We start from the raw sequence: 15,088 nt of genomic DNA, 5'->3' as shown, positions 1-15,088 counted from the left end.
GTTTAAACGTCTAGATTACGTGCAATAAGAGCGTTCTTTTCAATAAACGCACGACGAGGCTCAACCTCGTCACCCATAAGCGTTGTAAAGACTTGGTCTGCAGCAATAGCGTCCTCAATCTTCACTTGTAACAAGGTGCGTGAACTTGCATCCATTGTGGTTTCCCACAACTGTGATGGGTTCATCTCACCAAGACCCTTATAGCGCTGACGGCTTAAGACACGCTCAGCCTCAGATAACAACCAAGAGAACGCGCCTCTAAAGTCGCTAATGGTTTGTTCTTTTTGATTTTTATCTGGATCGCCACGACGCACTTTAGTACCCGGCAGGACTTTGCCCGATAAAACCGCAGCCGCATTCGCAAGGCTTTGGTAATCATCGCCATGAACAAAATCAGAGTTAATAGTTGAAAGCTTTAAGTTGCCATGAATACGGCGTGACAACAACAAACGGAAGCGCTCTGTGCGATCTTCTTTCTGCACAATGATTTCTGGTGGCAAAGCCAAAGGATTTAGGGAGTCTGCCAAAGCCTGTCTGAGGCGATCGGCAGATTCGTTTGCAGATTTCTCGGTATCGAGATTAAGCTGCGTACCAGACGCAATGGCTCGCAACGCATCTTCATCGATTGTGCGGGAAAGGCGATCAACAATAGATTGAATGACTTGGTAATGTTTGGCCAACTCATTTAATGAGTCACCCTCAATCACCTCGCCGGATGGGGTTTGTAGAGAAGCGGTTTCTAATGCGATTTTTAAAAGCAATTGATTGAGCTCTGCATCATCTTTAATGTATTGCTCGCTCTTACCAAACTTCACTTTATAAAGTGGTGGTTGAGCAATGTAGATGTGTCCGCGCTCAATTAACTCAGGCATCTGTCTATAGAAGAAGGTTAACAACAAGGTGCGAATGTGACTGCCGTCGACGTCCGCGTCGGTCATGATGATGATGCGGTGATAGCGGAGTTTGTCTGCCTTGTACTCTTCAATACCAATACCAGTACCAAGAACCGTAATAAGTGTTACCACCTCTTGGCTTGCCAGCATTTTGTCAAAACGTGCTTTTTCTACGTTCAGAATTTTTCCCTTTAAAGGAAGAATAGCCTGGAAACGGCGGTCACGGCCCTGCTTCGCAGAGCCACCCGCAGAATCACCCTCGACAATAAAGAGTTCAGACTTGGCTGGGTCTTTCTCTTGGCAGTCTGCCAATTTACCCGGCAAGCCCAGTCCATCTAAGGCGCCTTTACGCCTTGTCATATCCCGCGCTTTACGAGCAGCCTCACGTGCACGTGCAGCGTCAACAATTTTTCCACATAAGATTTTGGCGTCGGCTGGGCGCTCTTGCAAATAAGCACTCAATGCCTCAGCAACAATCTCCTCAACTGGACCACGAACCTCACTGGACACCAGCTTATCTTTAGTTTGGCTAGAGAATTTTGGTTCAGGAACCTTAACAGACAAGACGCAAGCCAAACCTTCGCGCATGTCATCGCCAGAAATTTCTACCTTGGCCTTTTTTGCAACTTCGTTTTCATCAATATACTTATTGATGACGCGTGTCATTGCGGCACGTAAGCCGGTTAAATGGGTACCACCATCACGCTGTGGAATATTGTTTGTAAAACATAAAACTTGTTCACTAAAGCTATCATTCCACTGCATAGATACTTCGGCAGTAATTTGTCCACCCAAATCTGAAGGACGAACACCTTCAGCATAAAAGATGTTGGGATGTAAGACGTTTTTAGTTTGGTTGATATATTCAACAAAACCTTTTACACCACCAGAAAAGGCAAAATCTTCTTCTTGACCAGTGCGTTGATCAATTAACTTGATGTGAACGCCATTATTTAAAAATGACAACTCGCGAATACGTTTAACCAGAATCTCATAATGGAACTCAACGTTTCCGAAGATTTCTTCATCCGCTAAAAAGTGAACTTCTGTTCCAGATAACTCTGTGTCGCCAGTTACTGTGATTGGAGAAACCAATACTCCATTCTCATCCACCACATTTCGGTTTTTAATAACACCGCGCTCAAACTCCATATAGTGGGCTTTACCGTCGCGTCGGATGGTTAACTTCAACCATTTTGAAAGTGCGTTTACACAACTCACGCCCACGCCATGTAAACCACCCGAAACCTTATAGCTATTTTGGTCAAACTTGCCGCCAGCATGCAGTTCTGTCATAACGATTTCTGCAGCACTACGTTTAGGCTCGTGTTTATCGTCGTATTTGATTCCTGTTGGAACGCCACGACCATTATCAACAATTGAAATGGAATTGTCGGTTTGAATGACTACTGTAATTTCAGAGCAATAACCAGCTAAGGCTTCGTCAATAGAGTTATCCAAAACCTCAAACACGAGGTGATGCAAACCCGTTCCATCGGAAGTGTCTCCGATATACATACCAGGACGTTTACGAACAGCTTCAAGACCTTCTAGGATTTGAATCGATGCAGCGCCGTACTGCTCTACTACTTTTTTTTCTTCAGTCATTTTTTTCTAAATTAAATGCGCATTGGCATTACTACATACTTAAAGTTCTCTGATCCTGGTAATGTAATCACCGCACTACTGTTTGCATCGCCCAAACTAATTTGAATTTTTTCATTCTTGAGGTTCGATAAAACATCCAACAAGTAACTCACATTAAAACCAATCTCGACAGCATCACCGCTGTACTCAGTTTCGATCTCTTCTTGTGCTTCCTCTTGTTCAGCATTGGTGGATTGCACAGTAATGCGATTAGGGGATAAGGAAAAACGAACACCTTTGAATTTGTCTGTCGTCAAAATAGCCGCGCGTTGTAGGGCGGCCTGCAACACATCACGACCAACTGTTAAGGAATTTTTATGACCCTTAGGGATTACTCTTTGGAAATCTGGGAATTTACCCTCAACCAACTTAGAAATCAGCTCAATATCACCAAAAGCAAATTTCACTTGATTTGCTGTTAGGCTGATTTCAAGCGGCTCATCGGAGTCTTCCAACAAATGTTGACACTCTAAAATGGTTTTGCGAGGAATGATGATTTCTTGTCTTTGACCAGCGCCAGTAGGGGCTTCCGCAAGCTCAACTTGTGAATACGCTAAACGATGACCGTCTGTTGCAACCGCAACAACCTCTTTACCCTCAACCACCAACAACATGCCATTTAAGTAATAACGAATATCTTGTTGCGCCATTGAAAAGTGGACTTGGCTAATTAATTGTCGAAAGCTTTTTTGTGACATCTTCCATGCAGCTGTAACCTCTCCAACGCTTTGCATTACCGGAAACTCGGTTGCAGAAAGTGTTTGTAAAGAAAAGCGGCTTTTACCGCTTTGCACAACCATCTTGTTGTCTTTAAGGTTTAGGGATACCGGACCTTCAGGCAAAGCACGCAAAATATCCAACAATTTTCTAGCAGCAACTGTTGTGGTGACGTCTTCGGACCCAACGCCAAAATTTGCATTGGTAGTGATTTGGATTTCAATATCAGTGGAGACAAAAGAAACTCTTTCGCCATTCTTTTTAAATAAAAGATTAGCCAATATCGGAAGGGTGTGTCTACGTTCAACAATCCCACTGACCACTTGAAGTGGTTTTAATAAGTTATCGCGCGAGGTGTTAACAAGTTGCATTGCTTTTAAATCCTTGTATATATCTTAGTAGTAATAGTAATAAGGCTTCGCTTTTCCGTGGATAAGTCAAAAACCTCAAACAAAACAACACATTAAACGTTCAAAAACCTGTGGAAAACTTCTGTATAAAGACTGCATAAATATTGGATAACTCTTTCTCAACACCCTATTTTTGCATGAAGCGAGAACTTTCCACAATTTATCCACCAACTTATCCCTAGGGTTAGCCACAGACTTATCCACAGGCAAAAAATTACGCTTTCAAGGTTTGCTCAATAACGTGTATTTCATGGTTGAGTTGGCTGTCGTGTGAACGCTCTTCACCAATCTTTCTAACAGCGTGTAGTACGGTTGTGTGGTCTCGCCCACCAAATAACTCACCAATCTCTGGTAGGCTCTTTTGGGTCAATTCCTTTGCCATAAACATAGCAATTTGACGGGGTCGAGCGATGTTGGCTGGACGCTTCTTTGAATACATGTCCGCAACCTTAATGCTGTAGAAGTCTGCAACGGCTTTTTGGATGTTATCAACCGAAATCTGACGGTTTTGGATCGACAACAGATCCTTAAGGGCTGTGCGAGCAACCTCAATAGTGACTTCTCGCCCATGGAATCGCACAAAAGCGAGGATTTTGCGAAGCGCGCCCTCCAGCTCGCGGACATTAGACCGTAAATGCTTTGCAACAAAGAAAGCGACATCCTCACTCATGGGAATGCCTTCGCTGGCAGCCTTTTTCATCAAAATCGCCACGCGCATTTCTAACTCGGGCGGTTCAATGGCGACGGTTAGGCCAGAATCAAACCTGGAAATCAGTCGATCATCAATGCCCGCCATTTCTTTTGGATAGGTATCGCTGGTGATAATGACTTGAGACTTATTGCTTAAAAGCGCCTCAAATGCATAGAAAAACTCTTCCTGGGTTCTCGATTTGCCGCTAAAAAACTGAATATCGTCAATTAATAACAAGTCTAGAGAGTGGTAATAACGCTTAAAGCGATCAAATGCTTTTTGCTGATAAGCCCTAACAACATCAGATACATATTGTTCGGCGTGGATATAGCGAATGCGCGCATTTGGCTTCTCTTTTAGTAAGTGATTGCCGATAGCATGAATTAAGTGGGTTTTACCCAAACCTACCCCGCCATATAAGAACATGGGGTTGTAAGAGGTGCCGGGATTGTGGGCAACCTGGATTGAAGCCGCTCTAGCGAGTTGATTGGCTTTACCGGTTACAAACGTTTCAAAAGTGAGGTTTGGGTTCAGTTTTGAATGGTCTTCGATCTCAAAAGACTGCTCCTCAACCGTAATTATTGGACTAACCTCCGCTGTAGGCTCTGGTGTCAGCACCACATTTTCTGGTGCCGTGCTGGTTGTCACGGAAGTTGCGGCCTCTACCGCAAGCGCAAAACCAACCGTGATCGGCCCCGCAAAATACTGAGATGCCAGCTCTTGGAAGCGATCGGCAAATGTTTTCTTAATCCAATCCAACTTAAATCTATTGGGGGCTCCAACAGTAAGTAAGCGTTCACTCTCATCAAAGGATATGAGTGTTAGGGGTTGTATCCAGGTTTTAAATTGTTGGGGCGATAGTTCGCGGGATAGGGTGCTAATAGCGCTATCCCAAAAACCCAGTGGGCTGGTTGAATTCAAGGCGGGGGGATTCTGTAAGTTGCTCATATTTTTGGAGGATCCATTGTAGCCACCCGCCAAAGTTATCCACAAGCTATAAAAGCGTGGAAAAGCTGTGGATAACTTGTGAATAAAACTAAAAAAGCCTTACAAAATAGGGTTTTAATAAAAAAAGACTTAAAAATAGATAAAAACACCTAGATATTCAGAGCTATGGATTGACCTTTTGCTCTGCAACAAGGAAAATACTTGGTTTTGCAGGGATCTATCATGAAAAGAACATACCAACCATCAGTAACACGTCGTAAACGCACCCACGGTTTTCGTATTCGTATGAAAACAAAGAGCGGACGTGCAGTATTAAACGCACGCCGTGCAAAAGGTCGCAAACGTTTAGCTGTTTAAGTTAGCAGTTGAATAGCGCAAGGATTTCTGATTTACTAAAAACGCGCCCCAAGGCAAATGAGTATTGGGGCATGTATGCTGCAGGCATTCAAAAGGATGCCCAGCCTGACTTAGGAATTGCGGTCGCCAAAAAATTGGTAAAGCGTGCAGTTGACCGCAATCGTCTCAAGCGGATGATTCGAGCACTTGTTTGGGCCGCACAATCCACATCACTGAGTAGCGATGTTGTGGTTAAGTTAAAAAAACCCGTGGGCCGCCAAACCCGCGGTAGGCTTAGAAAAAAAGAAAAAGAACTCCTTCGCTCACAAATCGTAAGGTTGATTTAGGTGCACGTTTTAAATCATGTCGCCATTAAATCAGTCAAGCTGTACCAGCTGCTGCTCAGCCCCTACATTGGCATGCAATGTAAGTATGTTCCTAGTTGTTCGCAATACGCATGTGATTGTTTTGAGCACTACGGATTTTTTAAAAGTTTTAGGCTAATGGTGTGGCGCATTCTTCGTTGTAACCCGTGGTCACACGGCGGTTATGATCCTGCAGTAAAACAGACATCTCATTAATTTAAGTGAATATCAATGGACTTTAAAAAGACAATTCTTTGGGCTGTGTTTTCCTTGTCGGGATTAATGCTCTACAACAACTGGCAGGTGCATGAGGGCAAACCTTCTTTGTTTGGCGGCTCATCTAGCGTGGTGGCCACTGCGCCTAATGCAGCAAGTGCCCCAAAGGCTGATACCCCCGCTGCTATTTCGGGTTCGCCCTCAGCGCTTGTATCTCCATCCGGCAAAACTGAACCCGCCCAAAGCACAGAAAAATTCGCTTTACAAAATGAACTACTCTCTTTACAAGTGAGCGCCGCAGGCGCAAATGTTGTTGATGCAAAACTCTTAAAAGAATTGACTGCTGATCAACAGCCTGTTGAAATTTTCAAACATACCCCAACCAATACTTATGTAGCACGCTCAGGTTTGGTGGCGATTGGTAATGTGGAATTACCAAACCACACCAGCACCTTCAAGCTTGACCGTTCTGGTAAAGATGGTTCCGGTCGACCATTCTTGGTTTTATCCAGCGAGCGCAATGGCGTCAAATTAGAAAAAACTTTCATTCTCAATCCTGGAAGTTACGATGTTTATGTTGGGCATCGCGTTACCCAATTAGGCTCTAATGGCGTGCCCCTCATTCTCTACACGGAGATTGTGAGAGACGGCTCCGAAGAGGCAAAAATCGGACCATTTGGCGGCGCATTTGCTGCGAGTACCTTTACTGGGCCGGCCATTTATACCGACGGCGACAAATTCAAAAAAATTCCGTTTGCGGATATTGAAAAAAATAAATTTACTCCTCCAGCTCAAATTGCTGCCGGCCAACCTGGCTGGGTGGCCATGGTGCAACACTACTTTGCTAGTGCATGGATTCCAGACGATAAGCTGGTACGCGATATCTACTCTGGAAAAATTGACAATGGCCTGTATCGCGTTGGGATGCAAACCCAGTTGGGCACGATTGCCACGGGTAGCACGCTGACAGCCAACGCCCAATTGTTTGTTGGCCCACAAGAAGAGCGCATGTTGGAGACGATTGCTCCAGGCCTGGAGCTATTAAAAGACTATGGCTACCTCACCATTTTGGCAAAACCCATATTCTGGTTGCTTGAGCATATTCATAATATCGTCGGCAACTGGGGTTGGTCGATCATCCTCTTAACCGTATTGATCAAATTGGTCTTCTTCCCACTTTCAGCGGCTAGTTATAAATCAATGGCGCGCATGAAAGAAGTCCAGCCTCGCTTGGTGGCCATGAAAGAGCAATACAAGGGAGAACCACAAAAACTTAATCAAGCAATGATGGAGATGTATCGCAAAGAGAAGATCAATCCTTTAGGTGGTTGCTTGCCTGTGGTCATTCAAATCCCAGTATTCATTTCTTTGTATTGGGTATTGTTGTCCTCGGTCGAAATGCGCGGTGCCCCATGGATTTTGTGGGTCCATGACTTATCTGTTCCAGATCCGTATTACATTTTGCCGGTGATTATGGCGGTGTCGATGTTTGTGCAAACCAAACTCAACCCCACCCCACCAGATCCAGTGCAAGCTAAGGTGATGATGTACATGCCGATTGTGTTTTCAATCATGTTCTTCTTCTTCCCTGCCGGCTTGGTTTTGTATTGGGTTACAAACAACCTACTATCTATTGCGCAACAGTGGCAAATCAACAAGCTCTTTGGCAAAAAAACTGCCAAGTAAGCAAGTAATGCCCTAATGGAAAACCAACAGCAATGATGACTCGAAAGCTGCCCATCATTGCTGTTGCAACGGCTCCTGGTAAGGCCGGGGTCGGTGTGGTGCGCATCAGCGGCCAAGACCTTGGTCCCATTGTTCGGGCCTTATTTCAGAAAGATTTATCTCCTAGGCAGGCCACCCTGCTGAGCTTGCGTGATGGCGCCGGGCAATTGATTGATCAATTGGTTGCTATTTATTTTGTTGCTCCTGCCTCCTTTACGGGTGAAGACGTCTTAGAGCTTCAATGCCATGGAGGCCCCCAACTGCTTGAGTTGGTCATGAAGCGCTGCCTGGAGTTGGGCAAAGAAAGTGGCCTCGTGATTGCTGAGCCTGGCGAATTTACTTTACGCGCCTATCTGAACAATAAAGTCGACCTTGCACAGGCTGAGGCGATAGCAGATCTCATTGATGCGCAAAGTGAGGCGGCGGTGCGCGGCGCAGCCAGATCGTTGCAAGGCGCATTTTCAGATGACATCAATGACTTGGTAGAAGAAATTACACAACTCAGAATTTTGGTTGAGTCGACCTTAGATTTTCCGGAAGAAGAAATTGAGTTCTTGGAAAATGCCCAAGCGCGCAAACGTTTGGAGGCTGTAAAAACCAAGCTCCAATCTTTGCGGGAAGGCGCTAAGCAAGGAAAAATTTTGCGTGACGGTATCCAGCTGGTTTTAGCTGGCGCACCCAATGTTGGCAAAAGCTCGCTTTTAAATAGGCTCGCTGGTGAAGAAGTCGCCATTGTTACCCCGATTGCTGGAACCACTCGCGATCGCGTGAAAGAAAGCATTCAAATTGAGGGTGTGCCCATGCACATTATTGATACTGCCGGCTTGCGACAAACCACGGACGAAGTAGAGGCGAAGGGTATTGAGCGCACATGGGAGGCTATTCGCTTGGCCGACCTGGTCATTTTCTTGACGGCGCCCAATGCCCAAAACGAGGCAAATGAACTTAGAGACCAAATTTTAGAGGCCCTGCCATCAAAATGTCCGGTTTTAGAGGTAATGAACAAGGTCGATTTGTTAGATTTGGATCAAAAACCACCTCAGGAAGGGGCTTTGTTGATATCCGCCAAAAATGGTGACGGAATTCAGGCGTTAAAGTTCAAAATCCTTGAAACAGTCGGTTGGAATGGTCCCCAGGAGGGCGCGATTGTAGCTCGCCGCCGCCATTTGGACTGTCTGGAGCGAGCCGCTGAACATATTGAAAAATCTCAACAATTCGCAGAAAATGGCAACAATTCGCTTGAATTATTCGCAGAAGAGCTCTCTTTGGCGCAAAATCATCTAGGGCAAATTACCGGAAGGCTGCTTCCGGACGACCTTTTGGGCAAAATCTTTAGCCAATTTTGTATCGGCAAGTAAGGGGTTTGCACCCCCCTAGGGTGAAGAGTGCAAATATGTCCAAAATGTTAAAATCATTGGATTAAAAAATTCAATTTTCATAAGGAAACATATGACTTCAACAGCCACCGGCCAGATCAATGTGAATGCGCCAGCTTACGTAAAAAACAAGCGTTTAATTGAATGGGTGGCTGAAGTTGCTGCCCTCACCAAGCCTGATGCTATTCGTTGGTGTGATGGCTCGCAGGCCGAATACGATGAGCTTTGCGAGTTACTCGTAAAGGCTGGTGTATTTAAGCGTCTGAATCCTGCCAAGCGCAAAAACTCTTTCTTGGCCCTCTCAGATCCTGAGGATGTGGCACGCGTTGAAGACCGCACCTTTATTTGTTCTGCAAAAAAAGAAGATGCTGGCCCAACCAACAATTGGGTAGAGCCAAGCGAAATGCGCGCAACCCTAAAGCCTTTGTTTGATGGTTGTATGCGCGGCAGAACCATGTACGTTGTACCGTTTTCTATGGGCCCTATTGGCTCACCAATTGCACATATTGGTGTCGAGCTATCAGACAGCCCTTATGTTGCTATTAACATGAAACTCATGACTCGCATGGGCAAAGCGGTGATCGATCAGCTGGGCGCGGATGGTGAGTTTGTTCCTTGCATTCACACTGTTGGCAAGCCTTTGGCTGCTGGCGAAAAAGATGTTGCATGGCCTAATAACAAAAACAAATATATCGTTCACTATCCAGAGACTCGTGAGATTTGGTCCTTTGGTTCCGGCTACGGCGGCAATGCATTGTTAGGTAAAAAATGCTTCGCTTTGCGCATTGCTTCAAACATGGGCCGCGATCAAGGCTGGCTTGCAGAGCATATGTTGATTCTTGGCGTGACATCGCCTGAAGGTAAGAAATATCACATTGCTGCAGCATTCCCATCTGCTTGCGGTAAAACAAACTTCTCCATGATGATTCCTCCAAAAGGCTTTGATGGTTGGAAGGTAACCACCATTGGTGATGACATTGCATGGATTAAGCCACGCAAAGATCCAGTGACTGGCAAGACCCGTTTGTTTGCCATTAACCCAGAGTCCGGATACTTTGGTGTTGCACCGGGAACCAATCGTCAAACCAACCAAAACTGTATCGACTCCTTAAATCAAGACGTGATTTTCACAAACGTTGGTTTAACCGATGATGGTGATGTTTGGTGGGAAGGTTTGACAGAAACTCCTCCAGCACACTTAATTGATTGGCAGGGCAAAGACTGGACTCCAGCAGATGGTGCTGCAGGTCGTAAGGCTGCTCATCCAAATTCACGCTTCACAGTCGCAGCAACAAATAACCCAGCAGTTGATCCTAAGTGGGATGATCCAGAGGGCGTTCCAATTGATGCATTCTTGTTTGGTGGCCGTCGATCTAATACCGTGCCATTGGTAAGCGAAGCGCGCGATTGGGTTGAGGGTGTTTATATGGCCGCAACCCTAGGCTCAGAAACCACTGCCGCTATTACCGGTCAAATCGGCGTAGTTCGTCGTGACCCATTTGCGATGATCGCATTTGCTGGTTACAACATGAGCGACTACTTCCAACATTGGCTCAACATTGGTAAGAAGCTCGAAGCAGAAGGCGCAGTATTGCCAAAAATCTATTGCGTGAACTGGTTCCGCAAAGATGAGAATGGCAAATTCGTATGGCCTGGTTTTGGTGAGAATATGCGTGTTCTCTCTTGGATTTTGGACCGCGCTGAAGGTACTGCTAAGGGCAAAGAAACTCCATTTGGTATTACCCCCGAGTACAGCGATATGCACTGGGGCGGCTTAGATTACTCGGCGGAGAAGTTCGGCAAAGCAATTCAAGTTGCAGTTGAAGACTGGAAGAATGAGTTGAAATTGCATACGGAATTGTTTGAGCATCTTGGCGATCGTTTGCCAAAAGAGCTCAAAGAAACTCGTGCCAAGATTGAACAACGCTTAAACGCCTAAGCAACACTTCTTTTTTATTTAGATTTATTCAATGACCCACCCCCAACACCATGAAATAGTGGTGATTGGGGCAGGCATTTGTGGCGCAACAATTGCTCACGAGTTGCTCGAACGCGGCAAGTCGGTTTGCGTTGTCGATGCTGCACATTCTCCGGCTACCGCTTGTTCAAGCCATGCTTATGCAATCGCGCATCCCCATATTGGTAAAGGTTCGCCGCGCCTACTGCGCCTAACGCGCTTGGCATTTTTATTAGCTGAAGCTCGATGGGCTCAGGTTTGGCGGCAGCATGGAATATTTCAGCCGACCAAAAAAGACAGAATATTTGATCGAGAAGAAGTCACTGCGCACTTGCGCTCACTCGAGCTCGATGAAGATATGGCGATACCTCTGAGCATAGAGGAGGCTGAAAAAATCTGTGGCATTTCACAAAGTGGGGTGTGGTTGCCGCGAGGCGCTTGTTTAAATTTATTCGAGACAAGTCAGCAATTGCTGCGGGCACGCGAAGGCCTCACATGCCTTTGGAGCACCCGAATTACAAGGCTTCAAGAGCAAGATGGCAGATGGAATTTGTTTGACGCAGGCGGTCACTTAATGATTTCTGCGGATAAGGTGGTGATTGCTGCGGCCATGGAGAGTAAAGCTTTGATCCAGAGTCTTGGTGTACGCGTTCCCTTAAAGCCAGTGCGCGGCCAACTCAGTATTTTTGCTGTTGGGCAACACGATTCTTGGGCAAAGAAATTACCCAGAGTGGGCATTTCTGGAGATGGTTACTGTCTACCGGCAGAGCAGCTTGCAGACGGTAGCTATCGCTGGATTGTGGGCTCGAGTTTTGATGAGGGTGAGGATGATCTCGCACCAAGATCTAGTAGTGACGACTTTAATCGAGAACAAGCAAAATCATTGCTCGCTTATCCGCAGGGCAGCGCAGAAAGCTTGATTCAAAGCGGTGAATTTGTTGGGGTTCGCTGTGTTGCGGGCGACCGTCTTCCCATGATTGGGCCGCTGAATCAGTGCCCAGGGATTTTCTTGGCGACCGCTTTGGGCTCGCGAGGAATATTGTGGTCGGCTCTAGCAGCTAAGCTAATTACAGCTCAAGTGCTAGAGGATGACTTTGCTTTACTAGCCCGCTTAGGCTTTGCCGCAGACTTGGTTGCCGCACTGGCCCCCGCTCGTTTCTTCGCTGGAGCCTTCGCTGCGCCCGGCGCCTTGGCCTCAAATTCAAAACCAATTTTTCCATCAGAGCCTAAGGCTAAATAAGCCTTAAAGCCACGCCCGGTCCGGTTAGATTTGAAGTTGGTGAGCAAATCTGTTTTGCCTTCGCTGAGTAGCTTTTGAACCTGTTCTGTAGAGACTTCTTGCTGAAGCACTACCTTGCCGGTTTTGAAATCACACGATTTGCTTGGGCCAGTATTATTTTCGCAAACATAGCGCATGCCATCTTCGTACACCGCGCCAGAACATTTTGGGCAAGCGCCTAAGGCCTGGCGTCCCGTAAAGTCAATCGCTTCAGTTTCATCGTCTTGAGTATTGCCAAAGTCAAACTCCAACTTAAATCCAGCGTTCGGATAGTCGGCATCATCTTCTGGGATTTCCGAAAGTTTGATGATTGCAGCAAATGGACGACCCATTTTGCTGCGGAATCCTTGTAGGGGTCCGATGGTCTTCTCGCGCAGCAGCTCTTCTACCTCAGGGTATTCAAAGGCGCGGCCACCCGGTGTTTTGCTAATCGTAAAGCCGCATTTTTCGCACGCAAAACGACGATAGTTTTCTTTTACTGGGCCCTTGCAATGAGGGCATGGCGTGGTCATGGTGGCGTAATCGCCAGGAATGGTGTCGCTATCGTATTCTTTGGCACGCTTCACAATGCGCTGAGTCATTTGGGCGATTTCTTGCATGAACGTGTCACGATTCATCTTCCCTTGCTCAATCAGGGAGAGCTTGTTCTCCCAGCTGCCGGTCAGATCTGGACGAGTTAATTCCTCAACATCCAAGCCACGCAAGAGGGTCATTAGTTGAAACGCTTTTGCAGTAGGTATGAGCTCGCGCGCTTCACGCACAATGTATTTTTCTGCCAATAGACCTTCGATAATGGCAGCACGTGTTGCTGGTGTACCAAGACCTTTTTCAGCCATGGCTTCACGCATGTCATCATCGTCTACCCATTTACCCGCGCTCTCCATCGCTGATAGCAATGTTGCTTCGGTATAGCGCGCTGGAGGCTTGGTTTTCAGGGAAACAACGACCACCGATTCTGTTTGCACTGTTTCACCTGCTTGCACCGGTACCAGCTCATCATCTGCCTGGTTCGATTTGCCATAAACCGTTAACCAGCCTGGGTTAACAAGCACGCGCCCTTCAGTCTTAAAGTGATGTCCCGAGGCTTCAGTAATGCGAGTAGTCACTCTAAATTCTGCTGCAGGATAGAACACTGCCAAGAAGCGACGTACCACCAGGTCATAGAGTTTGGCTTCGGGCTCGCTTAAGCTCTTAGGTGTTTCAAGCGTTGGGATGATCGCAAAGTGATCAGAGATTTTTGAGTTATCAAAAATACGCTTATTAGGTTTAATCCAACCATAGCCTGCTTTTGCTTTCGGATCCTTTGGATCGCCCTGCAAAATTTGTTTGGCAAATGGACGGTAGTCTTGTGAATGCTCAGCAAGATTCTCCATGGTCTGCTTGACGGTATCTAAATAATCTTCAGGCAGCGCTTTTGCATCTGTACGTGGATAGGTTAAAACCTTATGACGCTCATATAGCGCTTGCGCAAGGCCCAAGGTATTTTTCGCAGAAAAGCCAAAACGGGCATTGGCTTCGCGCTGCAGACTGGTTAAGTCAAATAATTGAGGGGCAAGTTGTGTTGCAGGCTTGGCTTCCTCGGTGACGGTTGCCTTCTTGCCGCGACATGCAGCTACGATGCTTTCTGCTGCGGCCTCGCTCCACAGACGGTTCTCGCGCGCGTCAGGCTCGGCTGCATCTTTCTTAAATTTGGGATCAAACCAGCGGCCTTCATAAACGCCTGCCGCTGCAATAAATTCTGCTTTAACTTCCCAGTAATCTTTTGAAACAAATTTGCGAATGAGTTCTTCACGCTCCACCACAATAGAGAGCGTTGGTGTTTGAACGCGCCCTACAGTGGTTAGAAAGAAGCCGCCGCTCTTGCTATTAAAAGCAGTCATCGCGCGCGTGCCATTAATACCTACAAGCCAATCCGCTTCTGAGCGGCAGCGTGCAGCGTCAGCTAGTGGCTGCATATCCTCATCGCTACGCAGGCTTGCAAAGCCATCGCGAATGGCTGCCGGGGTCATCGATTGCAACCAGAGTCGCTTAACCGATTGAGGCGCTTTTGCATGCTGCGCAATTAATCTGAAAATAAGTTCGCCCTCACGCCCCGCGTCACAGGCGTTAATCAGCGCTGTGATGTCTTTACGTTTAATGAGTTTTTGCAAAACCTTTAAACGTGACTCTGTTTTGGCAATCGGGCGCAAATCAAAATAAGGTGGAACTACAGGCAAGTTTGCAAATGACCATTTGCCACGTTTGACGTCATATTCTTCTGGGGCTGCAATTTCAAGCAAATGACCCACTGCAGAGGAGATTACGAAATCATCGCTCTCAAAATAATCCTCGTGCTTGGTAAAGCCGCCCAGGGCCTTTGCAATATCGTTGGCTACCGAGGGTTTCTCGGCAATGATCAGTGCCTTAGGGTGGTCCACGGATGAAGTCTTAGAACTGCTTTTGGTAGATGCTTTAGCCACGCGTTTGCCTAAATTTGAGCCTGAATGAATGTTTTTAATAGGGGAAAAGGTTGACCAATTTAAACCAAA

10 protein-coding genes and 1 pseudogene are annotated in these 15,088 nt (G+C 46.4%); 7 read left to right on the top strand and 4 right to left on the bottom strand.

The features are described from left to right. Nucleotides 1-2 precede the first annotated feature (2 nt). From gyrB to dnaA, 3 genes are all read right to left on the bottom strand, one after another. The gene (gene gyrB / locus ICN24_RS01260) at nucleotides 3-2,501 is read right to left on the bottom strand and encodes a DNA topoisomerase (ATP-hydrolyzing) subunit B (protein WP_216220856.1); all 2,499 of its coding nucleotides are present in this window, start codon (nucleotides 2,499-2,501) and stop codon (nucleotides 3-5) included. Between the two features lie 11 nt (nucleotides 2,502-2,512). Continuing rightward, complete coding sequence (gene dnaN / locus ICN24_RS01255; protein ID WP_216220855.1) at nucleotides 2,513-3,628, bottom strand: DNA polymerase III subunit beta; 1,116 nt, start codon at nucleotides 3,626-3,628, stop codon at nucleotides 2,513-2,515. A 253-nt stretch (nucleotides 3,629-3,881) separates the two neighbouring features. Continuing rightward, nucleotides 3,882-5,306 (bottom strand): chromosomal replication initiator protein DnaA, encoded by a 1,425-nt coding sequence (dnaA, locus tag ICN24_RS01250; RefSeq protein WP_255532523.1) that lies wholly within the window; start codon nucleotides 5,304-5,306, stop codon nucleotides 3,882-3,884. 222 nt (nucleotides 5,307-5,528) lie between these two features. On the opposite strand from dnaA, the gene rpmH reads away from it, so the two are divergent. The 7 genes and pseudogenes from rpmH to mnmC form a co-directional block, all read left to right on the top strand. Further along, complete coding sequence (gene rpmH, locus ICN24_RS01245; RefSeq protein WP_011903922.1) at nucleotides 5,529-5,663, top strand: 50S ribosomal protein L34; 135 nt, start codon at nucleotides 5,529-5,531, stop codon at nucleotides 5,661-5,663. An 8-nt stretch (nucleotides 5,664-5,671) separates the two neighbouring features. Beyond that, a complete protein-coding gene (rnpA, locus tag ICN24_RS01240; RefSeq protein WP_216220854.1) occupies nucleotides 5,672-5,989 on the top strand; it encodes a ribonuclease P protein component in 318 nt (105 codons plus the stop codon). After that, entirely contained in the window at nucleotides 5,990-6,223 is a 234-nt protein-coding gene (gene yidD, locus ICN24_RS01235; RefSeq protein WP_216220853.1) for a membrane protein insertion efficiency factor YidD, read from the top strand. Nucleotides 6,224-6,238: 15 nt separating this feature from the next. Further along, nucleotides 6,239-7,909: a membrane protein insertase YidC gene (yidC, locus tag ICN24_RS01230; protein ID WP_216220851.1), complete on the top strand. Its 1,671-nt coding sequence runs from the start codon at nucleotides 6,239-6,241 to the stop codon at nucleotides 7,907-7,909. A gap of 35 nt (nucleotides 7,910-7,944) precedes the next feature. Beyond that, nucleotides 7,945-9,306, top strand: coding sequence for a tRNA uridine-5-carboxymethylaminomethyl(34) synthesis GTPase MnmE (gene mnmE, locus ICN24_RS01225; RefSeq protein ID WP_216220850.1), 1,362 nt, complete (start codon nucleotides 7,945-7,947; stop codon nucleotides 9,304-9,306). A 91-nt stretch (nucleotides 9,307-9,397) separates the two neighbouring features. Beyond that, nucleotides 9,398-11,263 carry a phosphoenolpyruvate carboxykinase (GTP) gene (locus ICN24_RS01220; protein WP_216220849.1) on the top strand — a complete coding sequence of 622 codons (1,866 nt, stop codon included), beginning with the start codon at nucleotides 9,398-9,400 and terminating at the stop codon, nucleotides 11,261-11,263. A 31-nt stretch (nucleotides 11,264-11,294) separates the two neighbouring features. Further along, nucleotides 11,295-12,296 (top strand): annotated as a pseudogene (gene mnmC / locus ICN24_RS10315) (FAD-dependent 5-carboxymethylaminomethyl-2-thiouridine(34) oxidoreductase MnmC); the annotation flags it as partial. Between the two features lie 59 nt (nucleotides 12,297-12,355). Here the strand turns inward: mnmC and ICN24_RS01215 are convergent. After that, nucleotides 12,356-15,019, bottom strand: coding sequence for a DNA topoisomerase III (locus ICN24_RS01215; RefSeq protein WP_370623086.1), 2,664 nt, complete (start codon nucleotides 15,017-15,019; stop codon nucleotides 12,356-12,358). Nucleotides 15,020-15,088 lie beyond the last annotated feature (69 nt).

This window comes from Polynucleobacter sp. UK-Kesae-W10 (assembly GCF_018881575.1).
Lineage (GTDB): Bacteria > Pseudomonadota > Gammaproteobacteria > Burkholderiales > Burkholderiaceae > Polynucleobacter.
Note: the sequence above shows the minus strand (reverse complement) of the source record. Positions and strands in the feature narration are given on the sequence as shown.

Bases quoted from the DNA above. Each gene is read 5' to 3' on its own strand.
- gyrB (WP_216220856.1), bottom strand. From the start codon at position 2,501: ATGACTGAAGAAAAAAAAGTAGTAGAGCAGTACGGCGCTGCATCGATT.
- ICN24_RS01220 (WP_216220849.1), top strand. From the start codon at position 9,398: ATGACTTCAACAGCCACCGGCCAGATCAATGTGAATGCGCCAGCTTAC.
- dnaA (WP_255532523.1), bottom strand. From the start codon at position 5,306: ATGAGCAACTTACAGAATCCCCCCGCCTTGAATTCAACCAGCCCACTG.
- mnmE (WP_216220850.1), top strand. From the start codon at position 7,945: ATGACTCGAAAGCTGCCCATCATTGCTGTTGCAACGGCTCCTGGTAAG.
- yidC (WP_216220851.1), top strand. From the start codon at position 6,239: ATGGACTTTAAAAAGACAATTCTTTGGGCTGTGTTTTCCTTGTCGGGA.
- rpmH (WP_011903922.1), top strand. From the start codon at position 5,529: ATGAAAAGAACATACCAACCATCAGTAACACGTCGTAAACGCACCCAC.
- dnaN (WP_216220855.1), bottom strand. From the start codon at position 3,628: ATGCAACTTGTTAACACCTCGCGCGATAACTTATTAAAACCACTTCAA.